Genomic DNA, 20,198 nt, shown 5'->3' on the forward strand with positions numbered 1-20,198 from the left:
AGACTGCCGGCGCTCCGCCGCGTGCAGTCTCGGGCCAGATTCGGGGGCGGGATGCAACGAATGACTGACACGGCCACCAGGTGGGTCGTGAGCCAGGGAAACAGGCTCTCCACGGGACCGGCATGGCAGAGCCGGCCGGGTCGGTCGTTGTGCCTGGCCCTGCCAGCGATGCTGCTGTTGATGCTGTGCGCCTTCCCCGTTCAGGGCATGGTGCTCACCGAGGCGCAGCTGGCTTATACGGAAGCGCACTCCCGCAGTACCTATGTCTGTGCTCCGGAGGAAGACCTGTCGCCGGAAACCGTGCTGGCCCACCCCGACGCCCATACATGGCAGGAGGTCGGGCGGCGTATCCCCAATTTCGGTTTTACCCGTGACATCTGCTGGTTTCGTTTGCCCTTGCACAACGGGGCGACAGCCGAGCAACGCTGGCTGCTGCAGCTCGGCAGTGCGCTGGTGGGGGAAGTGGATTTCTATCTGCGTCACCCGGACGGCCGCGTCACCGACACAGCACGTGCCGGCCACGCATTGCGTTATGACGTGCGCCCTTACCCGTATCAGCTTCCCACCTTTCCGATCACGCTTGCCCCGGGTGAGCAGGCCGAAGCGTTCCTGCGGATCAGCACGACCTACAGCATGCAGGCACCCATCGCGGTCCTGGAACGCACGGAGATGGAACGCCGGGCGCAGAACACGTTGCTACTGCAAGGGCTGTTCTTCGGCAGCATGCTGGTGATGATTCTCTACAACCTGTTTCTGTATATCTCGATTCGGGAAAAAGCCTATCTGCTGTACGTCGCCTGGTCGTTCACCATCACCCTGTTTCTGGCTGTCCTGCACGGCTTTGCCCAACGCTTCCTGTGGCCAGGGATGCCATTGCTGAGTACCTACGGCACCCCGTATCTGCTGCCGATGATTGTGATATTACCGCCACTGTTCACGATACACTTTCTTGATTTGCCACGGCGGGCACCGCTGCTGCATCGGGTGCTACGCTTCCATGTTCGCCTCGGTATCGCTTTGCTATTGCTGACGCCTTTCGTCGGGCGAGACATCATCATTCCCCTGTCGGTGCTTGCCATTCTGGCCATGGACGTGGCCATTCTGGTGGTGGGCGTCCTGCGCACGCGAGCAGGCGACCCCGATGCCCGCATATTCACCTTCGCCTGGACCTGTTTTATCCTCGGCACCGCCACCATGGCGATCAGCAAGCTGGGCTGGGTGCCGCGCAACAATTTCACCGAGTATCTGATCCAGGCAGGTGTCTTTATCGAGGTCGTCCTGCTGTCGTTCGCGCTGGCCTATCGCATCAACCGGCTCAAGACCGAGCATTCAGGCGCGGCGCACGAACGCGCGCTTGCGGAAATGGAGGTGTTCAAGGCCGGTGCACGCAACCACGCCAAGAGCGAGTTCCTGGCCACCATGAGCCATGAAATACGCACACCAATGAACGGTGTGCTCGGCATGACAGATCTGCTGAAACGCACATCCTTGAGCAACCAGCAGTCGCAGTATGTGGATACCATTCATGAAGCCACCCGCTCCTTGCTTACCGTCATCAACGACATACTGGATTACTCGCGCATCGAAGCTGGCAAGCTCGAGCTGGAGGAGGTGGAAGTCCGCATTGAAGATCTGGTGGATGACTGCGTGTCGCTGTTCGCCCTGCACTCTGCGGAGCGCAATATTCCTGTGTACACCTACCTCGACAGTCGTGTCCCGGCCATCATTCATACCGACCCGGTACGGGTAAAACAGATCATTACCAACCTGCTCAGCAATGCCTTCAAGTTTACCGAGCACGGCCAGATTGCCCTGCATGTTGCGTTACGTCAGCCGCCGGACGCCAACGGACGTTGTCTGCTGCAATTCGAAGTCTCTGACACCGGCAGCGGCCTCAACGATGCGCAGCAACGCATGCTGTTCCGTGATTTCAGCACCCCGAATACCGTACCGTCACCGCGCCGGCGCGGTGCCGGGCTTGGCCTGACCATCAGCCAGCGACTGTGTCAGCTGCTGGGCGGCGAGATCGGCGTCAACAGCTCCCCCGGCCGGGGGGCGACTTTCTGGTTCACCGTACAGAGTCGCTGTGCCACTGCGCCCACCGCTGTCCCGGCATTGCTGCGCAAGCGTTTGCTGGTGGTCGATCCCGAGCCGCCGTTCTGTCTCAGCGTGTCGCAGATGGCAGCGCGCTGGGGCATGGAAGTGGAAGACTGTCGCGACGTAGCCAGCGCCAACGAGCGCTTGAGACGCGCAGCTGCCCATCAGCCCTTCGATGCCATACTGATCAATCGTCGTTTGCGCGATGATCTCGCACAGCTGTCTCCGGAAACACGCCCACGCATTCTGCTTCTGGCTGGCGTTGCGGGCGACGCCGCAGGTGATGATCTGCCCCTGGACGCGCCGCTGATTGACACACCCATTCGCGCAAAAGCCCTGCGTGAAATGCTCACCCGGCAGATCGCCGGGCCATCTCGGAATCCGGCACCAGGGGCCAACGCTACAAGCCGTGCGCAAAGGCGTGCCGCCGAGCAGGACGAGTTGAGCCAGCTCAACGTACTGGTCGCCGAAGACAACGCCGTCAATCAGCTGGTGATCGACAGCATTCTCAAGACCGCCGGCATCCGCGCCACGCTGGTCGGTAACGGCCGGGAGGCGCTGGCGGCTTTCGAGAACAGCCGCCGTCACTGGCATATCGTATTCATGGATTGCGAAATGCCGATCATGGACGGCTATGAGGCAACCCGGGCCATTCGTGCACTGGAACAAGAGGACCCGCGACGCGGCGCGCAACCCGGCAAGCAAGCTGGCACACAATCGGGCCCTCAACCGAGCTCTCAATCAGGAGAGGAGCGCCGCAGCTGGATCATCGCACTGAGCGCCCATGCCTCCGGCGACCATATCCAGCAAGCCCGGGACGCCGGCGTCGACGACTATCTGAGCAAACCGGTCTCCCGAGACCAGGTCATTGATGCGATCCTGCGCTCGACCCGCCGCCAGAGCACTGCCGGGCCCGCCTGAACCAACCTGGCCGCCATCCTGATTGCCCGCCGATGCAGGCGGGTGGCACCACCGGCGCTTGACCCTTATCATTGGGCGCCCATCTCCAGCCTACGGATTCGCCGCACCATGACCGACGCGCCACGCAAGATTCTGGTGACCAGTGCCCTGCCCTACGCCAATGGCTCCATTCATCTGGGCCATATGCTTGAGCATATCCAGACCGATATCTGGGTGCGCTTCCAGAAGATGCGCGGCGAGCACTGCATCTACGTCTGCGCGGACGACGCCCATGGCACGGCCATCATGCTCAAGGCGGAAGAGACCGGTATCACCCCGGAAGAGCAGATTGCCCGGGTACAGGCAGAGCATGAGCGTGATTTTCATGGCTTTCTCATCCGCTACGATCACTATCACAGCACCCACAGCCCCGAAAACCGGGTGCTGGCCGAGCAGGTCTACACCCTGAACCGGGATGCCGGCTACATTCTTGAAAAAGAAATCACCCAGCTGTATGACCCGGTCAAGGGCATGTTTCTGGCGGACCGCTTTGTGCGCGGCACCTGCCCCAAATGCGGCGCAGAAGACCAGTACGGCGACAACTGCGAGGTGTGCAGCGCCACCTATACCCCGGCGGAATTGATCAAGCCTTACTCCACCATCAGCGGCGCGACGCCGGAAGAACGGCAGACGACGCAGCTGTTTTTCGATCTGCCGCGCTTCGAGAACATGCTGCGCGAGTGGCTCGACAGCGACGCCCTGCAACCCAGCGTGGCCAACAAGCTGCGCGAATGGGTGGACGCCGGCCTTCAGCCCTGGGACATCAGCCGCGAAGCCCCCTACTTCGGTTTCGAGATTCCCGGCTGGCCGGGCAAGTACTTTTACGTCTGGATGGACGCGCCGGTGGGCTACATGGCCAGCTTCCGTCATTACTGCGACAAGCACGGGCTGGACTTCGACGAGTACTGGCGCGAAGGCAGCACCACCGAGCTGCATCACTTTATCGGCAAGGACATCGTCAATTTCCATGGCCTGTTCTGGCCTGCCATGCTCGAAGGCGCCGGGTTGCGCAAACCTACGGCGCTGCATGTGCACGGTTTCGTCACCGTCAACGGCGCCAAGATGTCAAAGTCCCGCGGGACCTTCATCAAGGCCAGCACCTATCTGGAACATCTGGACCCGGAATACCTGCGTTATTATTTCGCCGCCAAACTGGGCAAGGGCGTGGATGATTTCGATCTGAACCTGGAAGACTTCGTATTGCGGGTCAATGCGGATCTGGTCGGCAAGGTCGTCAATATCGCCAGCCGCACCGGCAACTTCGTGCACAAGTTCGGCGGGCGCCTGCCTGCGGAGCTGGATAACGAAGCGCTGGTGCGCGAGGTGCAGGCCGCTGCCCCGCGTATCGCCGCCTTGTATGAAGCGCGGGAGTTCGGCAAGGCCATCCGCGACATCATGATGCTCGCCGACCAGGCCAACCAGTACATCAACGACCAGGCGCCCTGGAAGCTCGCCAAGGAAGACGGCAACGAAGCGAAGGTGCTGGCCGTCTGCGCCAGCGCGCTGAACGTGTTCCGCCTGCTGGTGCTGTACCTGAAACCGGTCATGCCAGCGCTGGCGGAAAAGACCGAAGCGTTTTTGCGTATCCCACCGCTGAGCTGGCGCGATGCTGACACCCTGCTCCGGGATCATGAGATCGAGCGCTTCAGCGCCATGATCAGCCGCGTCGACAACAAGCAGGTGGATGCCATGCTGGCCGCCTCGAAGGACACCACCGCAGCGGCTGAGCCGCCTGCGCCGGCAAAGAAAGCCAAAAAAACCCCGGCCCAGAATACGGCCGTTACGGATAGCACCCCGGATACCATCAGCATCGACGACTTCCTGCGCGTCAAATTGCGGGTGGCACGCATCGTCAAGGCGGCCCATGTGGACGGGGCTGACAAGCTGCTCCAGCTGACACTGGATCTGGGCGATGAAACCCGCAATGTCTTCGCTGGCATCAAGGCCCGTTACGCGCCGGAAGACATCGAAGGCCGCCTGACCGTGGTGGTCGCCAATCTGGCCCCGCGCAAGATGAAATTCGGCATGTCGGAAGGCATGGTGCTGGCCGCTGGCCCCGGCGGCGAGGATATCTTCCTGCTGAGCCCGGACAGCGGCGCACAGCCGGGCATGGAAGTGCGCTAGGGTCATACGTTAGAGCCATAAAGGAAAAACGTTGCTATGCACCTGCGCCTGATAGCTGGCCCGAAAGCCCGGGCCCACCTGCTTGAACACGGCCTGCGACAAGCCGATTTCTCGGTGATGGTCGGCGCCAGCGGCGGCCCCAAGTGGCTCGCCCTGGCAAAGCTGGACCAGTATCTGTTCGGCGAATTCTTTCGCGACCGCGACGCGCCCCTGCACCTGATCGGCAGCTCCGCCGGCGCATGGCGCTTTACCTGCTTTGCTCGCAAGGACCCGGTCGCCGCCTCGGCGGCCTTCGCTCACGCCTATCAGGAGATTGCCTACCCGCGCGGTATCAGCGTGGCGGAAGTCACGGAACGCTCGCAAGTGCTGCTGCAAGCCGTGCTGCCCGACCCGGATGCAGCGCAGGAGGTCCTGGGCAATCCGCACATCAAGCTGAATCTGGTCGTGGCCCGCGCCAAGGGCATCACCACCGCCCGCCAGCGGGGCTTGCAGGCCGCCAGCCTGGGCGTCACTGCGCTGGCCAACGCGGTACACCGGCGCACCCTCGGGGCCTTCTTCGAGCGGGTTCTGTTCCATGCCGCCGATGCGCAGCCGCCGTTCTACCACATCAATGATCTGCCCACCCGGCGCGTGCCGCTGGCGGCCGACAATTTGCGCGATGCGGTACTGGCCTCCGGCTCCATTCCCCTGGTCCTCAGTGGCGTACCGGACATTGCCGGCGCGGGCCCGGGCATTTATTACGACGGCGGCATCACGGATTATCATTTCGACATCCCGTTCACCGACGACGGCCTGGTGCTCTATCCGCACTTCTACCCCTACGCCTCCCCCGGCTGGTTCGACAAGAGCCTGAAATGGCGCCGGGCCCGGCCAAAGCACTACGAGAACGTGCTCATGGTGTGCCCGTCACCGGCCTGGATCGCTGCCCTGCCCTACGGCAAGATTCCGGATCGCAAGGACTTCGGGCGCATGTCCCACGAACAGAAAGTCGCTTACTGGGGCGAGACCATCGCCCGCTCGGAACAACTGGCAGACGAGTTCCACCAGCTGACGATGGATCGGGACCGGCTTGCACACCACTTGCGCACCACTTGAGTGCACAAAAAGCCATAAACGATCAATAAATAAACGAACAGCAGCGCAATCTGGCCCTATCCCTTGTGAATCAGCCTGTTGCCCCCACATTGCCACTGATTCATTGTGTTCGTCCGGCGTGCGCCGAGCGATAAGCAGCGCCTATTACGGCCATACCTGCAATGCATTAAACAGATGGCCGACAGGACGCTATGATCACCACCAGTCAAACAGCAACCCCGAAGGAGTATTCAATGTCGCTGATCAATACCGAAGTCCAGCCGTTCAAAGCCACTGCATTCAAAAACGGCGAATTCATCGAAGTGTCTGACGCCGATCTGAAAGGCAAGTGGTCCGTGGTGTTCTTCTACCCGGCCGACTTCACATTCGTATGCCCGACCGAACTGGAAGATCTGGCCGAGCAGTACGACGAATTCCAGAAGCTGGGTGTGGAAGTCTACGGCGTGTCCACCGACACCCACTTCGCCCACAAAGCCTGGCACGACACCTCTGATGCGATCAGCAAAGTGCAGTACGCGCTGATCGGCGATCCGACACACGTCCTGTCCCGCAACTTCGACGTCCTGATCGAAGCTGACGGCATCGCCGAACGCGGCACCTTCGTCATCAACCCGGATGGCCACATCAAGATTGCCGAACTGCACGACGGCGGCATTGGCCGCGACGCAACCGAGCTGCTGCGCAAAGTGCGCGCTGCCCTGTACGTTGCCGCCCATCCCGGCGAAGTCTGCCCGGCCAAGTGGAAAGAAGGCGAGAAAACCCTGAAGCCCTCTCTGGATCTTGTTGGCAAGATCTGAGTCGGTTGACCAGACGCGCTGACGCAATCGCGTCAGCGCGGTGAAAAATTCGCCCGGGTCGGCCTTACCCCTCGCAGTAGCCCTGCCGCCACAAGCAGCACGGCTGTTCCCTGCGACGGCTTCCCCGGGCGTTGCTGTATCTGAAATACACTTAACTGCTTTTGACCCTGATGGTGGAGACCCCTCACATGCTGGACGCGGATCTTAAAACACAGTTGCACGCTTACATGGAGCGCCTCGTTTCGCCGCTGGAAATCGTCGCAACACTCGACGACGGCGAGAAATCCCGAGAGCTGCTCGGCCTGCTGCAGGATATCGAACCGATGTCCGACAAGATCACGTTGCGCACCGACGGCAGCGACCAACGTGTACCGTCCTTCGCCCTGAACCGTCCCGGCGAAGACACCGGCGTGGTGTTCGCGGGCATCCCCATGGGGCACGAATTCACCTCCCTGGTACTGGCACTGCTGCAGGTCGGCGGCTACCCGCCGAAAGTCAGCGACGATGTCATTGCACAGATCAAGGGCATTGAAGGCGACTTCAGCTTTGAAACCTACTTCTCCCTGTCCTGCCAGAACTGCCCGGACGTCGTCCAGGCACTGAACCTGATGGCGGTACTGAACCCGAACATCCGCCACATTGCCATCGACGGCGCCCTGTTCCAGGAAGAAGTCGACAAACGTCAGGTCATGGCCGTGCCCAGCGTCTACCTGAACGGCGAACATTTCGGTCAGGGCCGCATGAGCATCGAAGAAATTGTCGGCAAGATTGATACCGGCGCCGCCAAACGCGAAGCGGAAAAGCTCAACGCCAAAGACACCTTCGACGTGCTGGTTGTCGGTGGCGGCCCCGCCGGCGCGGCGTCGGCCATCTACGCCGCCCGCAAAGGCATCAATACCGGCGTCGCCGCAGAACGCTTCGGCGGCCAGGTGCTGGACACCAACTCCATCGAGAACTTCATTTCCGTGCAGGAAACGGATGGCCCGCACCTGGCCGTGGCACTCGAGGAACACGTCAAAAGCTACGACGTGGACATCATGAACCTGCAACGCGCCAACAAACTGATCCCCGGCGAAAACGGCGCGCCCCATGAAGTTCAATTTGCTTCCGGCGCCAGCCTGAAAACCAAGACACTGATCCTCGCCACCGGCGCTCGCTGGCGCGAAGTGAACGTGCCCGGCGAGAAAGAATACAAAGGCAAAGGCGTCGCCTACTGCCCGCACTGCGACGGCCCGCTCTTCAAGGGCAAGCATGTTGCCGTCATCGGCGGTGGCAACTCCGGCGTGGAAGCGGCGATTGACCTCGCCGGCCTGGTCAAGCACGTCACGCTGCTGGAATTCGACGACAAGCTGCGCGCCGATGCCGTGTTGCAGAAAAAGCTGCACAGCCTGCCCAACGTGACGGTGCACGTCAGCGCGCAAACCACGGAGATCACCGGTGATGGCCAGAAGGTCAACGGTCTGGTCTACAAGGATCGCAACAGCGGTGAGGCGCACACGGTGGAACTCGCTGGCGTCTTCGTGCAGATCGGTCTGGTACCGAACACGGAATGGCTGACTGGCACGGTGGAGTTGTCACGTCACGGTGAGATCATCATCGATGATCGCAACGCAACATCCATCCCCGGCGTGTTCGCTGCTGGGGACGTCACCACGGTGCCCTACAAGCAGATCGTGATCGCTGTCGGCGAAGGGTCTAAAGCTGCGTTGAGCGCCTTTGACTACATTATTCGAAGCTGATCTGGCGGATTGCCTGATGGATTGACGAGCCGTAGAGCTCATTGTGGAAAGCCGGGAAGCGCTCAGTTGTAGTGCTTTCCGGTTTTTTTTGTCTGGTGGTTGTGGCCCTCGGGAGGCGGGTACAGTTTTTCAGGACCCGCCGTAAATACGTCCCTGTAGGCTTGTGTTCCTCCAGAAAGTTGCTATAACCACCGTGCGTTGAATCTACTGCCAGCGTTGAGCCGGGGTATGCCCTGAAGGGACCTCTTTGGCCAGGGGTGAGGCAAGCGTTTTGCAAAGCACGGCTTTGCGCGCAGCCGAACGCACGCCATCTGTGATGGTGGGCCGGTCCCGAAGGGGCCAAAGCGCGAGCGACCAGGGACGGCTTGAGCGGTCCCGGAAGGGCATACCCCGGCTCAACGCGTACTCGATGGAGGGTGACCAGCCCGCTGAAAGGAACCATCTGCCAACCGCCACTCAACCGTCAGCGATCCATGTGTCGCAACAACGCCGGTAATACCTCATGCAACCAGGGCGCATACCGTTGCGGTTGTGCCTGCATGTCGTGCTGCAGAGTGGCCAACGAGATGAACTGCCAGGCATCCGCCTCCGCAGGGTCCGGCACAGGATCCTGATCGCACTGGCCGACAAAGACATGCAGATACTCATGCTCTTCCAGGCCATCGCTCACCGGCACTCGGTAGATCATGCTGAACAGCGCCCGTAACGGCACCGACAACCCCATCTCCTCTCGCAACCGCCGACTGGCAGCAGTCGCCACACGCTCCCCCGGCACCGGATGACTGCAGCAGGTATTGGCCCATTGGCCGCCGCAGTGGTACTTGCCCGGTGCGCGGCGTTGTATCAGCAGCTCGCCCGCCTGATTGAAAAGATAAACCGAAATGGCCCGGTGCAACTGACCGCTTTCATGCGCGGCCAGTTTGGCCATGGTGCCCACAGCGCGATCATCGGCATCCACCAGAATGACGTCTGTGTGATCCAACTCAGAAGGTGAGGCGGGAACTTGTGGCATAGAGGCAGACCAGAATGCGTTAACGTACGGCAATCGCTACGGACGCCGTGCTGATGCGGTAGCATAGCAGCACGTTGCTGAAGGAGACACCCGTGACCCTGACCACCCCTGCCCTCTTGTTCCCGGCTATTTCACTGTTGCTGCTGGCCTATACCAATCGCTTTCTGACGCTGGCCCAGCTGATTCGCAAGCTGGCCGACGAGGAGCGCAGCCAGCACCATGAGATCAAGACCCGGCAGATTCATCTGCTGCGTCAGCGCATTGGCCTGACCAAGACCATGCAGGTAGCGGGGGTGCTCAGCTTCCTGTTGTGCACCCTGTCCATGTTCGCGCTGTTTCTGCAGCTGGCGCTGGTGGGCATGGTGTTGTTTGGTGCCAGTCTGTTGAGCCTGTCGCTGTCGCTGGTGTATTCCCTGTGGGAAGTCACCATCTCGACCAATGCCCTGAACGTGCAGTTGCAGGACATCGAGGACAATGCGGGTCGCTGAACGCCAGTCACTGAACGTCGGGTTGGTCGACAGCCATCATCAGTTCGTCTGCATAGTGTGACAGTTCGTCGAGTATGTGGCGGTCGCGGTCGCTTCTGTCTTCCGAGGACAAGGTGGCGAGGCGTTCACGAAACGCCGTTACGCTCAATGCGCCAGCAGGCGGTGTGTGCAGGCGCTCGCGGCAAAAGGCGATCCAGGCACCGCGCTCTTCGGCGGTCAGTGACGCGGGATAGTTGCGGGCGCGGTAGCGCCAGAGCATTTCCGGCAGGCGTGGGTCTTCAAACGGCAGGGGCTTGCCGACCAGTGCTTCGGGGTCGGTGTCGCGCACCTGGGTCATCAGGCGGCGGTCGTTGTCACTGAAAAACCCGCCGCTGTAGAGCTGTAAATCCGGGTCGGTCTGGGCTGGAAAATCACGTTGGGAAAAGACTGCGGCCAATCGGGCGTTGATGCCCTGGTGGTCAGCTTGCATGGCGTCGCGCAGCAGTTGCCAATGACGTCGGCAGGCGTCCATATCCAGTTGCAAACGTGCGGCCACCGTGTCGTCCACCAGCTTGATGGTGGCCACCATCGGTGAGCGGTTGATCTGGATTTCCCGTAGTGGAATGCGTGCCGCCGCCGGGTCCTCGCTGGTCAGTGCGTCCAGTTCCTGCGCCGAAGCGAAGACGCGGGCGCGAATGGCGTCGGCATCCAGATTGATCAGCGGTTGCGGGTCCACGCTCAGGTCATAGACGATAACGCTGTTGCGATTGGTGGGGTGCATCATCAGCGGCATCATGATGCCGGCACAGAAACGCGCAGCCGGGATCTTGCCGGAGATATGCAATACCGGCACCTGACTGACGACGTTGAGTTGCTTCGCCACTTCGTGCTTGAAGCGCAACGACAGCGCGTATTCAAACAGTTTGGGTTGTGCTTCGCGCAACAGCCTGGCCATGGCGATGGTCGCCGTCACATCGGACAGCGCATCATGGGCCGCCTCGTGGGCCAGGCCGTTGGCGCGGGTCAACTGCTCCAGCTTGAAGCTCGGGGTGCCGTCCTCGCGTTCGGGCCACTGCAGGCCCTCCGGGCGCAGTGCCCGGCACAGGCGCACTACGTCAATCAGATCCCAGCGAGAATTGCCGTTTTGCCACTCCCGGGCATAGGGGTCCATGAAGTTGCGGTACAAGGTGTGCCGGGTGACTTCATCATCAAAGCGGATGCTGTTGTAGCCCACGCCACAGGTGCCCGGTTGCGACAGTTCGGCATGAATGCGGGCGATGAATTCTGCTTCGGGAATGCCTTCTTCCAGCGCGTGCTGCGGTGTGATGCCGGTAATCAGGCAGGCTTCCGGGTGCGGCAGAAAATCTGCGGCGGGCCGGCTGTAAAGCATCAGCGGTTCGCCGATCACATTGAGGTCCGCGTCAGTGCGCAGGCCGGCAAACTGTACCGGCCGGTCGAGCCCCGGTGTCGCGCCCCAGGTCTCGTAGTCGTGCCAGTAGAAGGTGGTCTGTGTCATGAAGCTGTCCTGATATGCCGCAGCGCGTTATTCAACCTCAACCCCGAGACGGGCCAGCACTTCCTTGCCCGGAAAACCGTCTGCGATCATGCCCTGGTCTTTCTGGAATCGGCCCAGCGCTGCGCGCGTGCCCGGGCCGAGAATACCATCGACCTCGCCCGCCTCGAAGCCCTTGTCGTTCAGGGTGGTCTGCACCACCTTGACCTGATCACGGTGCAGGCGCGGGGCGTCCACCGGTGCCCGGCTCAGTGCGCCGGCACCGACAATACGATCTGCGAGGTGCCCCACCGACAGAGCGTAAAACTCGGAGCGATTCCAGCGCATGATCACACGAAAATTGTCATACACCAGGAATGCAGGGCCCTGATGGCCAGAGGGCAGCAACAATGAGGCGCGCATATCCTCGACCTGCGGCAAGGCACTGCCATCCGTCATGCGCACGCCCTGCTGTTGCCACTCGGCCAGCGTCCGCCGTTCGCTTAATCCGGCAAGGCTGTAGTCGAAGCCCTCGGGAAGGCGCACTTCCCGTCCCCAGCGGCTGCCTGTCTCCCAGCCAATGCCGCGCAGGAAGTTAGCCGCTGATGCCATGGCATCGGGAACGCTGCCCCACAGGTCGCGACGGCCATCGCCGTCATCATCCACTGCATACTCCAGGAAAACGGACGGCATGAACTGAACATGGCCCATGGCGCCGGCCCAGGACCCCTGCATCCGCTGCGGGGTAATTGCTCCCTCGTCGATGATGCGCAGTGCATTCACCAGCTCACCGGAAAAATAGGTGCTGCGGCGGCCATCACACCCCAGCGTGGCCAGCGATTCGATCACTGACATGCGTCCGAAGAAGCTGCCGTAGTTGGTTTCCATGCCCCAGAATGCCACCAGATACTGCGCGGGCACGCCATACTCCCGCGCAATGCGATCCAGCAGCGGACGATGCTCGCGCAGCATGTCCCTGCCCCGCTGGATCCGCTGTTCGCTCATGCGCGTGTTGAAATAACCGGCAAAACTGGCCGTAAATTCCGGCTGAGCACGATCCAGTTCGATAACGCGGGTATTGAAGCTCAACCCGGAAAGGCTCGCCTCTACGGTTTTCGCTGACACACCGGCTTCCCGGGCGCGCTCACCGAGCCGGCTCACACAGGCCGTAAAGTCTGCCTCGCTCATGGTCAGACTGGCTGTATCCTCCACGGCATCGTTGGCGAAAACAGGGGACACACTCAGCATGACTGCAACAGATACCGCACACAGGGACTTCATTATTTCTCCAGCAGACCAAAGCTCAGGCGATAACAGTATCCATCAGCTCTCGTCGACACAAATGTAAAACCTCTTCTCTGCTGAGCAGACCAGTGATTGCAAAAGCCGCGCATGGCTGCGATAACACTGAGTGATGATGCCTTGGCTCAAGATCCTGCATATCACCACACTGGGAATCTGGTGCGGCGCACTGCTGTACCTGCCCGCGTTGATTGCTGCCTGTGACCGGGCGCAACGCGGTACGCAGGCGGCGGACGCTGCACTCGTAACCAGCCCCGGGCTACCGCGCCGGTTTTTTACGCTGGTCGCCACGCCGGCGGCACTGCTGGCCATTATTTCGGGCAGTCTGCTGTTCGCCGGGGTGCTGGATATCCGCGTCACCTCTTTGACACAGCATGACAGTTTGCCTTCTTTCCCGGCCTGGCTGCTCGCCAAGCTGCTACTGGTGGCCGGCATGGTGCTCTGCCATGCGTTTTGCGGCTGGCTGATTCAACGCAGCGAGTTGCATGCGGCGGACGCAACGGCCGGGGCCTCACGCACGCTGACTCTCCTCTGTGCGCTGACCGCATCACTGACCACGCTACTGATTCTGCTGGTGCTGTATCTGGTGCTGGCGAAGCCGCTATGACGCACTCACTGCTCTACATCCACACCCACCGCCTTCTCATAGACCAGGCGCCCGCCCAGGTAAGCGGCCATGGCAATCAGCAGCGCCGTCAGCCAGCCAGCGACCATGCCCCAGGGCAGAATCACTATCTCACCCCACATCAGACGCAACAGCCAGTTGAGTGTGGCAATGGAGAGCATCATCACGGCGAGAATCGCGTGCTGCCACCCGGTAATCAGACGACGGATGGCACTCACCGTCAGCAGATCAATCAGGCCCGCGATACTCGCCAGCCAGCCGCCGATAGCGCCCACACCCGCCAGCCAGAGCCCCATGCGGGCCCAGAAGGCATCGCCGGTAAAGAACCAGCCGATATCCGCCCCCAGCACGCCCAGCAAGGCCGCCACCGGGAAGTGCACCATCATCGGATGCAGCGGGTGCCCGCCAATCGCTGCGCGACTGGGAATATTCTCCGGCCTGCTGCTGTGTTGCCCGCTGCTCTGTTGATTGCCTGGTTCGCGCGTCATGGCGTTGCTCTGGTTTCCGTCTTGCATGGCCTCAGAGCCTGCCTGATGCACCCCCTCCGTGACAAACCCCGTGTCGGATTATTTACTTTCGCAGTAACGGCTGTTGCGCTGCTCAGCGGCTGCGAAGGCAGCCAGTCTGCACTGCAACCCGCCGGTCCTGCCGCGCAGGACATCGCGCTGCTGTGGTGGTGGATGCTGGGAACGTCAGCGGTCATCGTCTTTGCCGTGGTCGGTTTGTGGCTCTATGCGCAGTTTCGTCGCCCGCCTCCCGCGTCATCCGAACAACCCGCACCGGAACAGGCGGGCATGCGCCACACTGCAGCTGTTGACCGCATCATTGCGCGGCGCTGGCTGATCGGCGGCGGCCTGATCTTGCCGACCGTCACCATGGTCGTGCTGCTGGCGTTCGGCATCCCCATGGGGCACCGGATGTTGCCACTGCCGTTGCCGGAGGCACCGCTGCGCATTGAGGTCACCGGCCACCAGTGGTGGTGGGAAGTGCACTATCCCGAGCAGGGCATCACCACCGCCAACCAGATTCATATTCCCGCCGGGCGCCCGGTGGATTTTCATCTCGCCAGCGCTGACGTCATTCACGCCTTCTGGGTGCCGCAACTGGGCGGCAAGCTCGACATGATTCCCGGACGCACCAATGTGCTGCGGCTGCAGGCCGACGCACCCGGCCGCTTCCGTGGCCAATGTGCCGAGTTCTGCGGACTGCAGCATGCGCGTATGCGTTTCACGGTGGAGGCCCTGCCGGAGGAGGCGTTCGCGCAGTGGGTCGCTGCCCGGCAGGCGGATGAGGCGCGGCCTGTTCGCGACGCAGGTGCGCCCTCCGCGCAAGTGTTTGAAGCCCATTGCAGTCAGTGCCACAGTGTCGCCGGCACGCCCGCAACCGGCGGTCCGGATTTGCGCCATCTGCACAGCCGCACGCTGCTCGGTGCGGGCACATTGCGCCATGATGGCGACGGCCTGCAACGCTGGCTGCGCGAACACCAGCACCTCAAGCCCGGCAATCACATGCCAGCCCATGATCATCTCGACGATGACACCCTCTCGGCGCTCGTCGACTGGTTGCGGAGACAGCAATGAGCGAACAGCAGACCACCCGTGCCACCCGCGCCGCGGTCTGGCACAACCCCACTGGCTGGCGTGCACTGACCGTGGTCAGCCACTCGGTGATCGGCAAACGATTCATGCTCACCGGGTTGGTGTTTTTTCTGGTCGGCGGTTTGCTGGCCATGCTGATCCGGGCGCAGCTGGCGTTCCCCGATCAGGCCTTCATGTCCTCGGATATCTACAACCAGGTGTTCACCATGCACGGCACGGTGATGATGTTCCTGTTTGCGCTGCCGATGCTGGAAGGCCTGGCCATGTACATGATCCCGAAAATGATCGGCGCCCGGGACCTGGCCTTTCCGCGCCTCGGCGCGTTCGGTTATTTCTGTTACCTGTTTGGCGGCCTGATCCTGATGGCCAGCATTGTGCTGGCGCTGGCGCCCGCCAGCGGCTGGTTCATGTATACGCCGTTGAGCAGCGATGTGTTTTCGCCAGGGGTGAATTCCGATTTCTGGCTGCTGGGCGTCACCTTTGTGGAGATCGCAGCGGTCACCGCCGGTATCGAATTGCTGGTGTCGATCCTGCGCACACGCACCGCCGGCATGAGCCTGTCGAAGATGCCCCTGTTCGTCTGGTACATCCTGGTCACGTCGGTGATGGTGGTGTTCGGCTTTCCGCCGCTGATCCTCGGCAGCATCCTGCTGGAGCTGGAGCGTGCCGGCGGGCTGGCCTTCTTTGATGTGGCCCGGGGTGGCGACCCGTTGCTGTGGCAGCATCTGTTCTGGCTGTTCGGGCACCCGGAGGTGTACATCATCTTCTTGCCCGCCGCCGGGGTGATCTCGACACTGATTCCGGTGTTTGCGCGCCGGCCCATTGTCGGTTACCGCGCCGTGGTGCTGGCGGTGCTGACCACGGGTTTCATCAGTTTCGGCCTGTGGGTCCACCACATGTTCACGGTTGGCATTCCGCAACTGGCGCAGGCGTTTTTCTCCGTGGCCAGCATGCTGGTGGCGGTGCCCACCGCCATACAGATCTTTGCCTGGCTGGCGACCTTGTGGGGCGGCCGCCCGGTATTCAGCCTGCCCATGCTGTGGGTGTTCGGTTTTCTGGTGGTGTTTGTCTTCGGCGGCCTCACCGGTGTCATGCTGGCGCTGGTGCCCTTCAACTGGCAGGTGCACGACACGCATTTTGTCGTTGCGCACATGCACTATGTGCTGATCGGCGGCATGCTGTTTCCGCTGGTGGCAGGTATCTACTACTGGCTGCCGCTGTTCACCGGGCGCATGCCTTCGATGCAGTTGGGGCGCTGGGGCTTCTGGCTGTGTTTCATCGGTTTCAACCTGACCTTTCTGGTGATGCATTTCACCGGCCTGCTGGGCATGCCCCGGCGGGTCTACACCTATGAGGCCGGGCTCGGCTGGGACATTCCCAACCTGATCTCCTCCGTCGGCGGTTTTGTCATGTGCGCCGGGGTCGCCATGGTGCTGATCGATCTGCTGACCCATGCGCGCTTCGGTCGCAAGGCGAAGGCCAATCCCTGGCATGCGGACACACTGGAATGGTCCATGGCTGCGCCGCCGCCCACCTGGAATTTCGACCTGCTGCCGCGGGTGCACGACCGCCACCCGAGTCACGACGCGCAGTTGCAGGAAGAAACCTGGCTGCCTGATATGCATCATGGCCGCCGGGAAACCCTGGGCTGCGATCCGGTCAGCGGCGAGCCCCGACAGGTGATCCATTTGCCAGCCAATTCCTGGTGGCCCTTCGTCTGTGCCCTGGCGCTGGCCGCGTTGTGTGTGTCGCTGCTGGTACGCGCCTATCCCCTGGCGGCCTTCATTGCGCTGCTGAGTGTGGGCCTGCTCAGTGCCTGGTCCTGGCATAACGGGTTGCGCAAACCCCATGCCCGTGCCCTGCCAGCCCCGGACCCGTTGCCGATGCATTTCACCGGCTTTGACAGCCCGGGGCTCTGGGGCACCAACGCCGCCCTGCTCGCCAGCGGCTCACTGTTCATGTCGATGCTGTTCGGTTGGTTCTATTTGTGGACGGTAGCGCCGCTCTGGCAATTCCCGGAAACCTCACCGCTCGCATGGCCCCTGCTCCTGACGGTGTGCCTGCTGTGCTCTCTGGCTGCGCTGCTGTACCGGCGCACACTGGTGCGTCTGCGCACTGGCGACGGAGCCGCCTTGCCACGCACTCTGTGGGCGGTTGCCGGCATCGGTCTTGTCGCCTGTGCGGCACTGATCGCGCTGCTGCGCGCACCGCTGGATATCACCGGCCAGGCGCACGACGCGGTGATCCTGGTCATGTTGCTGTATCTGCTGATGCATGCAGGCGTGGCCACTCTGGCCACGCTGCTGCAACTGCGCCGGGTGGCATTGGGTTATGTCAGTGCAGCGGCGCCCTTCGAAGTGCCGATCGTGCGGCAGTTATGGCGTTACACCCAATTGATCGCCTGGATCCTGCTGCTGGTACTGATCGCCTTTCCACAAAGCTGGGGCGTTTACTGATGTGGACAAGAAAACCATTCCCGATTGCCGCCGTGCATCCGTTCCAGTTGCCTCTGGGACTGGTGATCTGGGCCCTGTGGTTCGTTGCCGTCTACGGCGGGCTCTCCGTGGGCTGCGCCATCGCCACCCCGGCGGCGGAGGCGGGCTCGCTCACCTGGATCAATGCCGTGTTGGGGCTGTTGACCCTCGTCGTCACTGTCGGCCTGCTGGCCCTCGCGCGCTTTTGTCTGATGGCGGCGCGGAATGAGCCACGCACAGAGCGCCGGTTCATTGCCCGTCTTGCCGCCGGCGTGCATGTCATTGCCGCTGTCAGCACTCTGATCACCGGGCTTCCGATTCTGGTCTTGCCGCCCTGTGTCTGAGCTGTCGCCCGCCCCGGACGCACTGCGTCGCCAGGCAAGGCCCATCGGCTTTGCCGGACGGGTTCTGGCTAGACTGATTCTGGCTGGACTGCTTCTGGTTGGACTGGCCCTGCCTTCCGTCGCTGCCGCACACAGCCCCCTGGATGTGCTGGGCGGCGCCGACGGCATCCCGGCATTGCTCAGCGCCGTGCTGCTGGGCCTGATGTGGCTGGCCTATGTGCTCGGCAGCATCACACGTCGTGGCGGCGTAAAACCCCGGCGTCGGGAAGCGCTGGCGCTGCACAGCGGCATGCTGGTCGCAGCACTGGCCTTGTTCGGGCCGTTTGATGACTGGGCCAAGACGAGTTCGGCCATGCACATGACACAACACATGCTGCTGATGGTGGTGATACCACCGCTGTGGGTCCTGGCACGCCCCCTGCCCCAGTGGCGTGCTGCCACGGGCGATCTGGGCAAGGTGTTGTGGGAACCGCTTTTGCGGGCCACTCGCTATCCGCTGGCCGCTGCGCTGGTCCACGGCGCCATGATATGGGTCTGGCATGCGCCGGGGCCTTACATGGTTGCCGTGGAAAACGTCTGGTGGCACCTGCTGGAGCATGCCTGCTTTCTGCTCAGCGGTTGGGTGTTCTGGTGGGCGGTGTTGCGCGGCAGCAGCCTCAATACCGGCAAGGCGCTGATGGCGCTGCTGCTGACATTGATGCATACCGGGTTGCTTGGCGCCCTGCTGACCTTTGCCACGGCGCCCATTTACGATGAGGCGCGCAGCCTGGCGGATCAACAGCTCGCCGGTCTGATCATGTGGGTGCCCGGCGGCATCGCCTATCTGGCCGCCATCAGCTGGATCGGCTACCGCTGGCTGGTACGCCACACCTGAGACGTCGGGTGTGGCGTCGAGCAGGCGGTTAGCGCTCTGCGGGTGTGATGCGCAGCAGGCGCCCCGCAGGACTGTCTGTCAGCAGGTAGACGGCGCCATCAGGCCCGGTCCGCACGTCACGAAAGCGCGCATTGATCTCGCCAAACAATTGCTCTTCATCACGAGCGCCCTCGTCACTCAGCACCACGCGATGCACCCGCTTGCCGGCCAGGGCCGCCACCAGCAGGTTGCCCTCCCATTGCGGAAACAGGTCGCCGCGGTACTGCGTCATGCCCGCCGGCGCGATGGACGGCGTCCAGTCGACCATCGGCGGTTCAAACCCCGGCAGTGTGGTGTAAGGCGTGATGCGTGCGCCGGTGTAATCCTTGCCGTGGGTCACCAGCGGCCAGCCATAATTCTTGCCGGGCGCCAGCAGGTTCAGTTCATCGCCGCCACGCGGGCCATGCTCATGGGCATAGAGCCGCTGCGTGGTCGCATCGAAGACAATACCCTGCGCATTGCGATGCCCCAGTGTGTAGATCTCCGGCAGCACGCCTGCATGGCCCACGAAGGGATTGTCCGCCGGCACCGAGCCATCCCGGTTGAGCCGCACTGTCTTGCCGATATGGCTGCCGGGGTCCTGCGCCGCCTCGCGATAATCGAAGCCATCCCCGAGCGTCAGCACCAGCGTATCGTCCGGCAGAAATACCATGCGGCCGCCGTAGTGGGCATCGCCACGTTTGGTCGGGCGGGTGGTGAACAGGGTCTGCACGTCCTGCAATGCATCGTCCTGCCAGCGGGCGCGGGCCAGGCACAGGCCGTTGGCACGGGCCGTGCCGCAGGCATAGGTGAGATACAGTTCACCGCTGTCAGCAAAATCGGGCGCGAGCACCACGTCTTTCAGGCCTGCCTGACCGCTGGCAAACACATCCGGCACACCGCTGACCGGCGCCTCGCGCAACCCGTCTTGCACATCCACCAAGCGCAAACGCCCGGCACGTTCCGTTACCAGCATGCGGCCATCGGGCAGAAATGCCAGGGACCATGGATGGACCAGCCCTTCGGCCATCACCTGGCTGTCGTACTCACGGGATTCACTGTCCGCGGCGTGGGCGGACGCCAGCCACAGGACTGCCATGAGCAAGGCGATGAGGCTTGTAGTGCGTGCAGCGCTGACGCGACGCGGGGCATGGGGGAAGCGGTTGTACATGAGGCGATC

16 protein-coding genes are annotated in these 20,198 nt (G+C 62.3%); 11 read left to right on the forward strand and 5 right to left on the reverse strand.

The genetic code is table 11. The annotated features are described in order from the left end of the window. Positions 1–60 precede the first annotated feature (60 nt). The 5 genes from K8B33_RS04460 (at position 61) to ahpF (ending at position 8,812) form a co-directional block, all read left to right on the forward strand. A complete protein-coding gene (locus K8B33_RS04460) occupies positions 61–3,018 on the forward strand; it encodes a hybrid sensor histidine kinase/response regulator (protein WP_223423775.1) in 2,958 nt (985 codons plus the stop codon). Positions 3,019–3,126: 108 nt separating this feature from the next. Continuing rightward, entirely contained in the window at positions 3,127–5,181 is a 2,055-nt protein-coding gene (metG, locus tag K8B33_RS04465; RefSeq protein WP_223423777.1) for a methionine--tRNA ligase, read from the forward strand. A 36-nt stretch (positions 5,182–5,217) separates the two neighbouring features. Then, a complete protein-coding gene (locus K8B33_RS04470) occupies positions 5,218–6,276 on the forward strand; it encodes a patatin-like phospholipase family protein (protein WP_223423779.1) in 1,059 nt (352 codons plus the stop codon). Between the two features lie 233 nt (positions 6,277–6,509). Continuing rightward, entirely contained in the window at positions 6,510–7,073 is a 564-nt protein-coding gene (ahpC, locus tag K8B33_RS04475; RefSeq protein WP_223423781.1) for an alkyl hydroperoxide reductase subunit C, read from the forward strand. Positions 7,074–7,261: 188 nt separating this feature from the next. Next, positions 7,262–8,812 carry an alkyl hydroperoxide reductase subunit F gene (gene ahpF, locus K8B33_RS04480; RefSeq protein WP_223423783.1) on the forward strand — a complete coding sequence of 517 codons (1,551 nt, stop codon included), beginning with the start codon at positions 7,262–7,264 and terminating at the stop codon, positions 8,810–8,812. 463 nt (positions 8,813–9,275) lie between these two features. On the opposite strand, the gene idi is transcribed toward ahpF, so the two are convergent. Beyond that, entirely contained in the window at positions 9,276–9,794 is a 519-nt protein-coding gene (idi, locus tag K8B33_RS04485) for an isopentenyl-diphosphate Delta-isomerase (RefSeq protein WP_223423785.1), read from the reverse strand. 122 nt (positions 9,795–9,916) lie between these two features. Between idi and K8B33_RS04490 the strand changes: the two genes are divergently transcribed. Next, on the forward strand, positions 9,917–10,312 hold the full coding sequence (locus tag K8B33_RS04490; protein WP_223423787.1) for a DUF2721 domain-containing protein: 396 nt from the start codon (positions 9,917–9,919) through the stop codon (positions 10,310–10,312). A 7-nt stretch (positions 10,313–10,319) separates the two neighbouring features. Here the strand turns inward: K8B33_RS04490 and sbcB are convergent, their stop codons facing one another. After that, entirely contained in the window at positions 10,320–11,807 is a 1,488-nt protein-coding gene (sbcB, locus tag K8B33_RS04495; RefSeq protein ID WP_223423790.1) for an exodeoxyribonuclease I, read from the reverse strand. 27 nt (positions 11,808–11,834) lie between these two features. Then, entirely contained in the window at positions 11,835–13,064 is a 1,230-nt protein-coding gene (locus K8B33_RS04500; protein ID WP_223423793.1) for a lytic murein transglycosylase, read from the reverse strand. A gap of 136 nt (positions 13,065–13,200) precedes the next feature. On the opposite strand from K8B33_RS04500, the gene K8B33_RS04505 reads away from it, so the two are divergent. Next, positions 13,201–13,692: a CopD family protein gene (locus K8B33_RS04505; RefSeq protein WP_223423795.1), complete on the forward strand. Its 492-nt coding sequence runs from the start codon at positions 13,201–13,203 to the stop codon at positions 13,690–13,692. Between the two features lie 5 nt (positions 13,693–13,697). On the opposite strand, the gene K8B33_RS04510 is transcribed toward K8B33_RS04505, so the two are convergent. Then, on the reverse strand, positions 13,698–14,198 hold the full coding sequence (locus K8B33_RS04510) for a DUF2231 domain-containing protein (RefSeq protein WP_223423797.1): 501 nt from the start codon (positions 14,196–14,198) through the stop codon (positions 13,698–13,700). 45 nt (positions 14,199–14,243) lie between these two features. On the opposite strand from K8B33_RS04510, the gene coxB reads away from it, so the two are divergent. From coxB to K8B33_RS04530, 4 genes are read left to right on the forward strand one after another with little or no spacing between them, the layout of a single operon-like run. Further along, positions 14,244–15,290, forward strand: a complete 1,047-nt coding sequence (coxB, locus tag K8B33_RS04515; RefSeq protein WP_223423799.1) for a cytochrome c oxidase subunit II — start codon at positions 14,244–14,246, stop codon at positions 15,288–15,290. Further along, positions 15,287–17,764, forward strand: coding sequence for a cytochrome c oxidase subunit I (gene ctaD / locus K8B33_RS04520; protein ID WP_223423801.1), 2,478 nt, complete (start codon positions 15,287–15,289; stop codon positions 17,762–17,764). Before coxB ends, ctaD begins: the two co-directional genes overlap by 4 nt. Continuing rightward, positions 17,764–18,126, forward strand: coding sequence for a hypothetical protein (locus K8B33_RS04525; RefSeq protein WP_223423803.1), 363 nt, complete (start codon positions 17,764–17,766; stop codon positions 18,124–18,126). Before ctaD ends, K8B33_RS04525 begins: the two co-directional genes overlap by 1 nt. Further along, positions 18,119–19,000: a cytochrome c oxidase assembly protein gene (locus K8B33_RS04530; RefSeq protein ID WP_223423805.1), complete on the forward strand. Its 882-nt coding sequence runs from the start codon at positions 18,119–18,121 to the stop codon at positions 18,998–19,000. The genes K8B33_RS04525 and K8B33_RS04530 overlap by 8 nt, the downstream gene beginning before the upstream one ends. A 28-nt stretch (positions 19,001–19,028) precedes the next feature. Here the strand turns inward: K8B33_RS04530 and K8B33_RS04535 are convergent, their stop codons facing one another. Beyond that, entirely contained in the window at positions 19,029–20,189 is a 1,161-nt protein-coding gene (locus tag K8B33_RS04535; protein ID WP_223423807.1) for a PQQ-dependent sugar dehydrogenase, read from the reverse strand. Positions 20,190–20,198 lie beyond the last annotated feature (9 nt).

It is taken from the genome of Alcanivorax limicola, assembly GCF_019931215.1.
GTDB lineage: Bacteria > Pseudomonadota > Gammaproteobacteria > Pseudomonadales > Alcanivoracaceae > Isoalcanivorax > Isoalcanivorax limicola.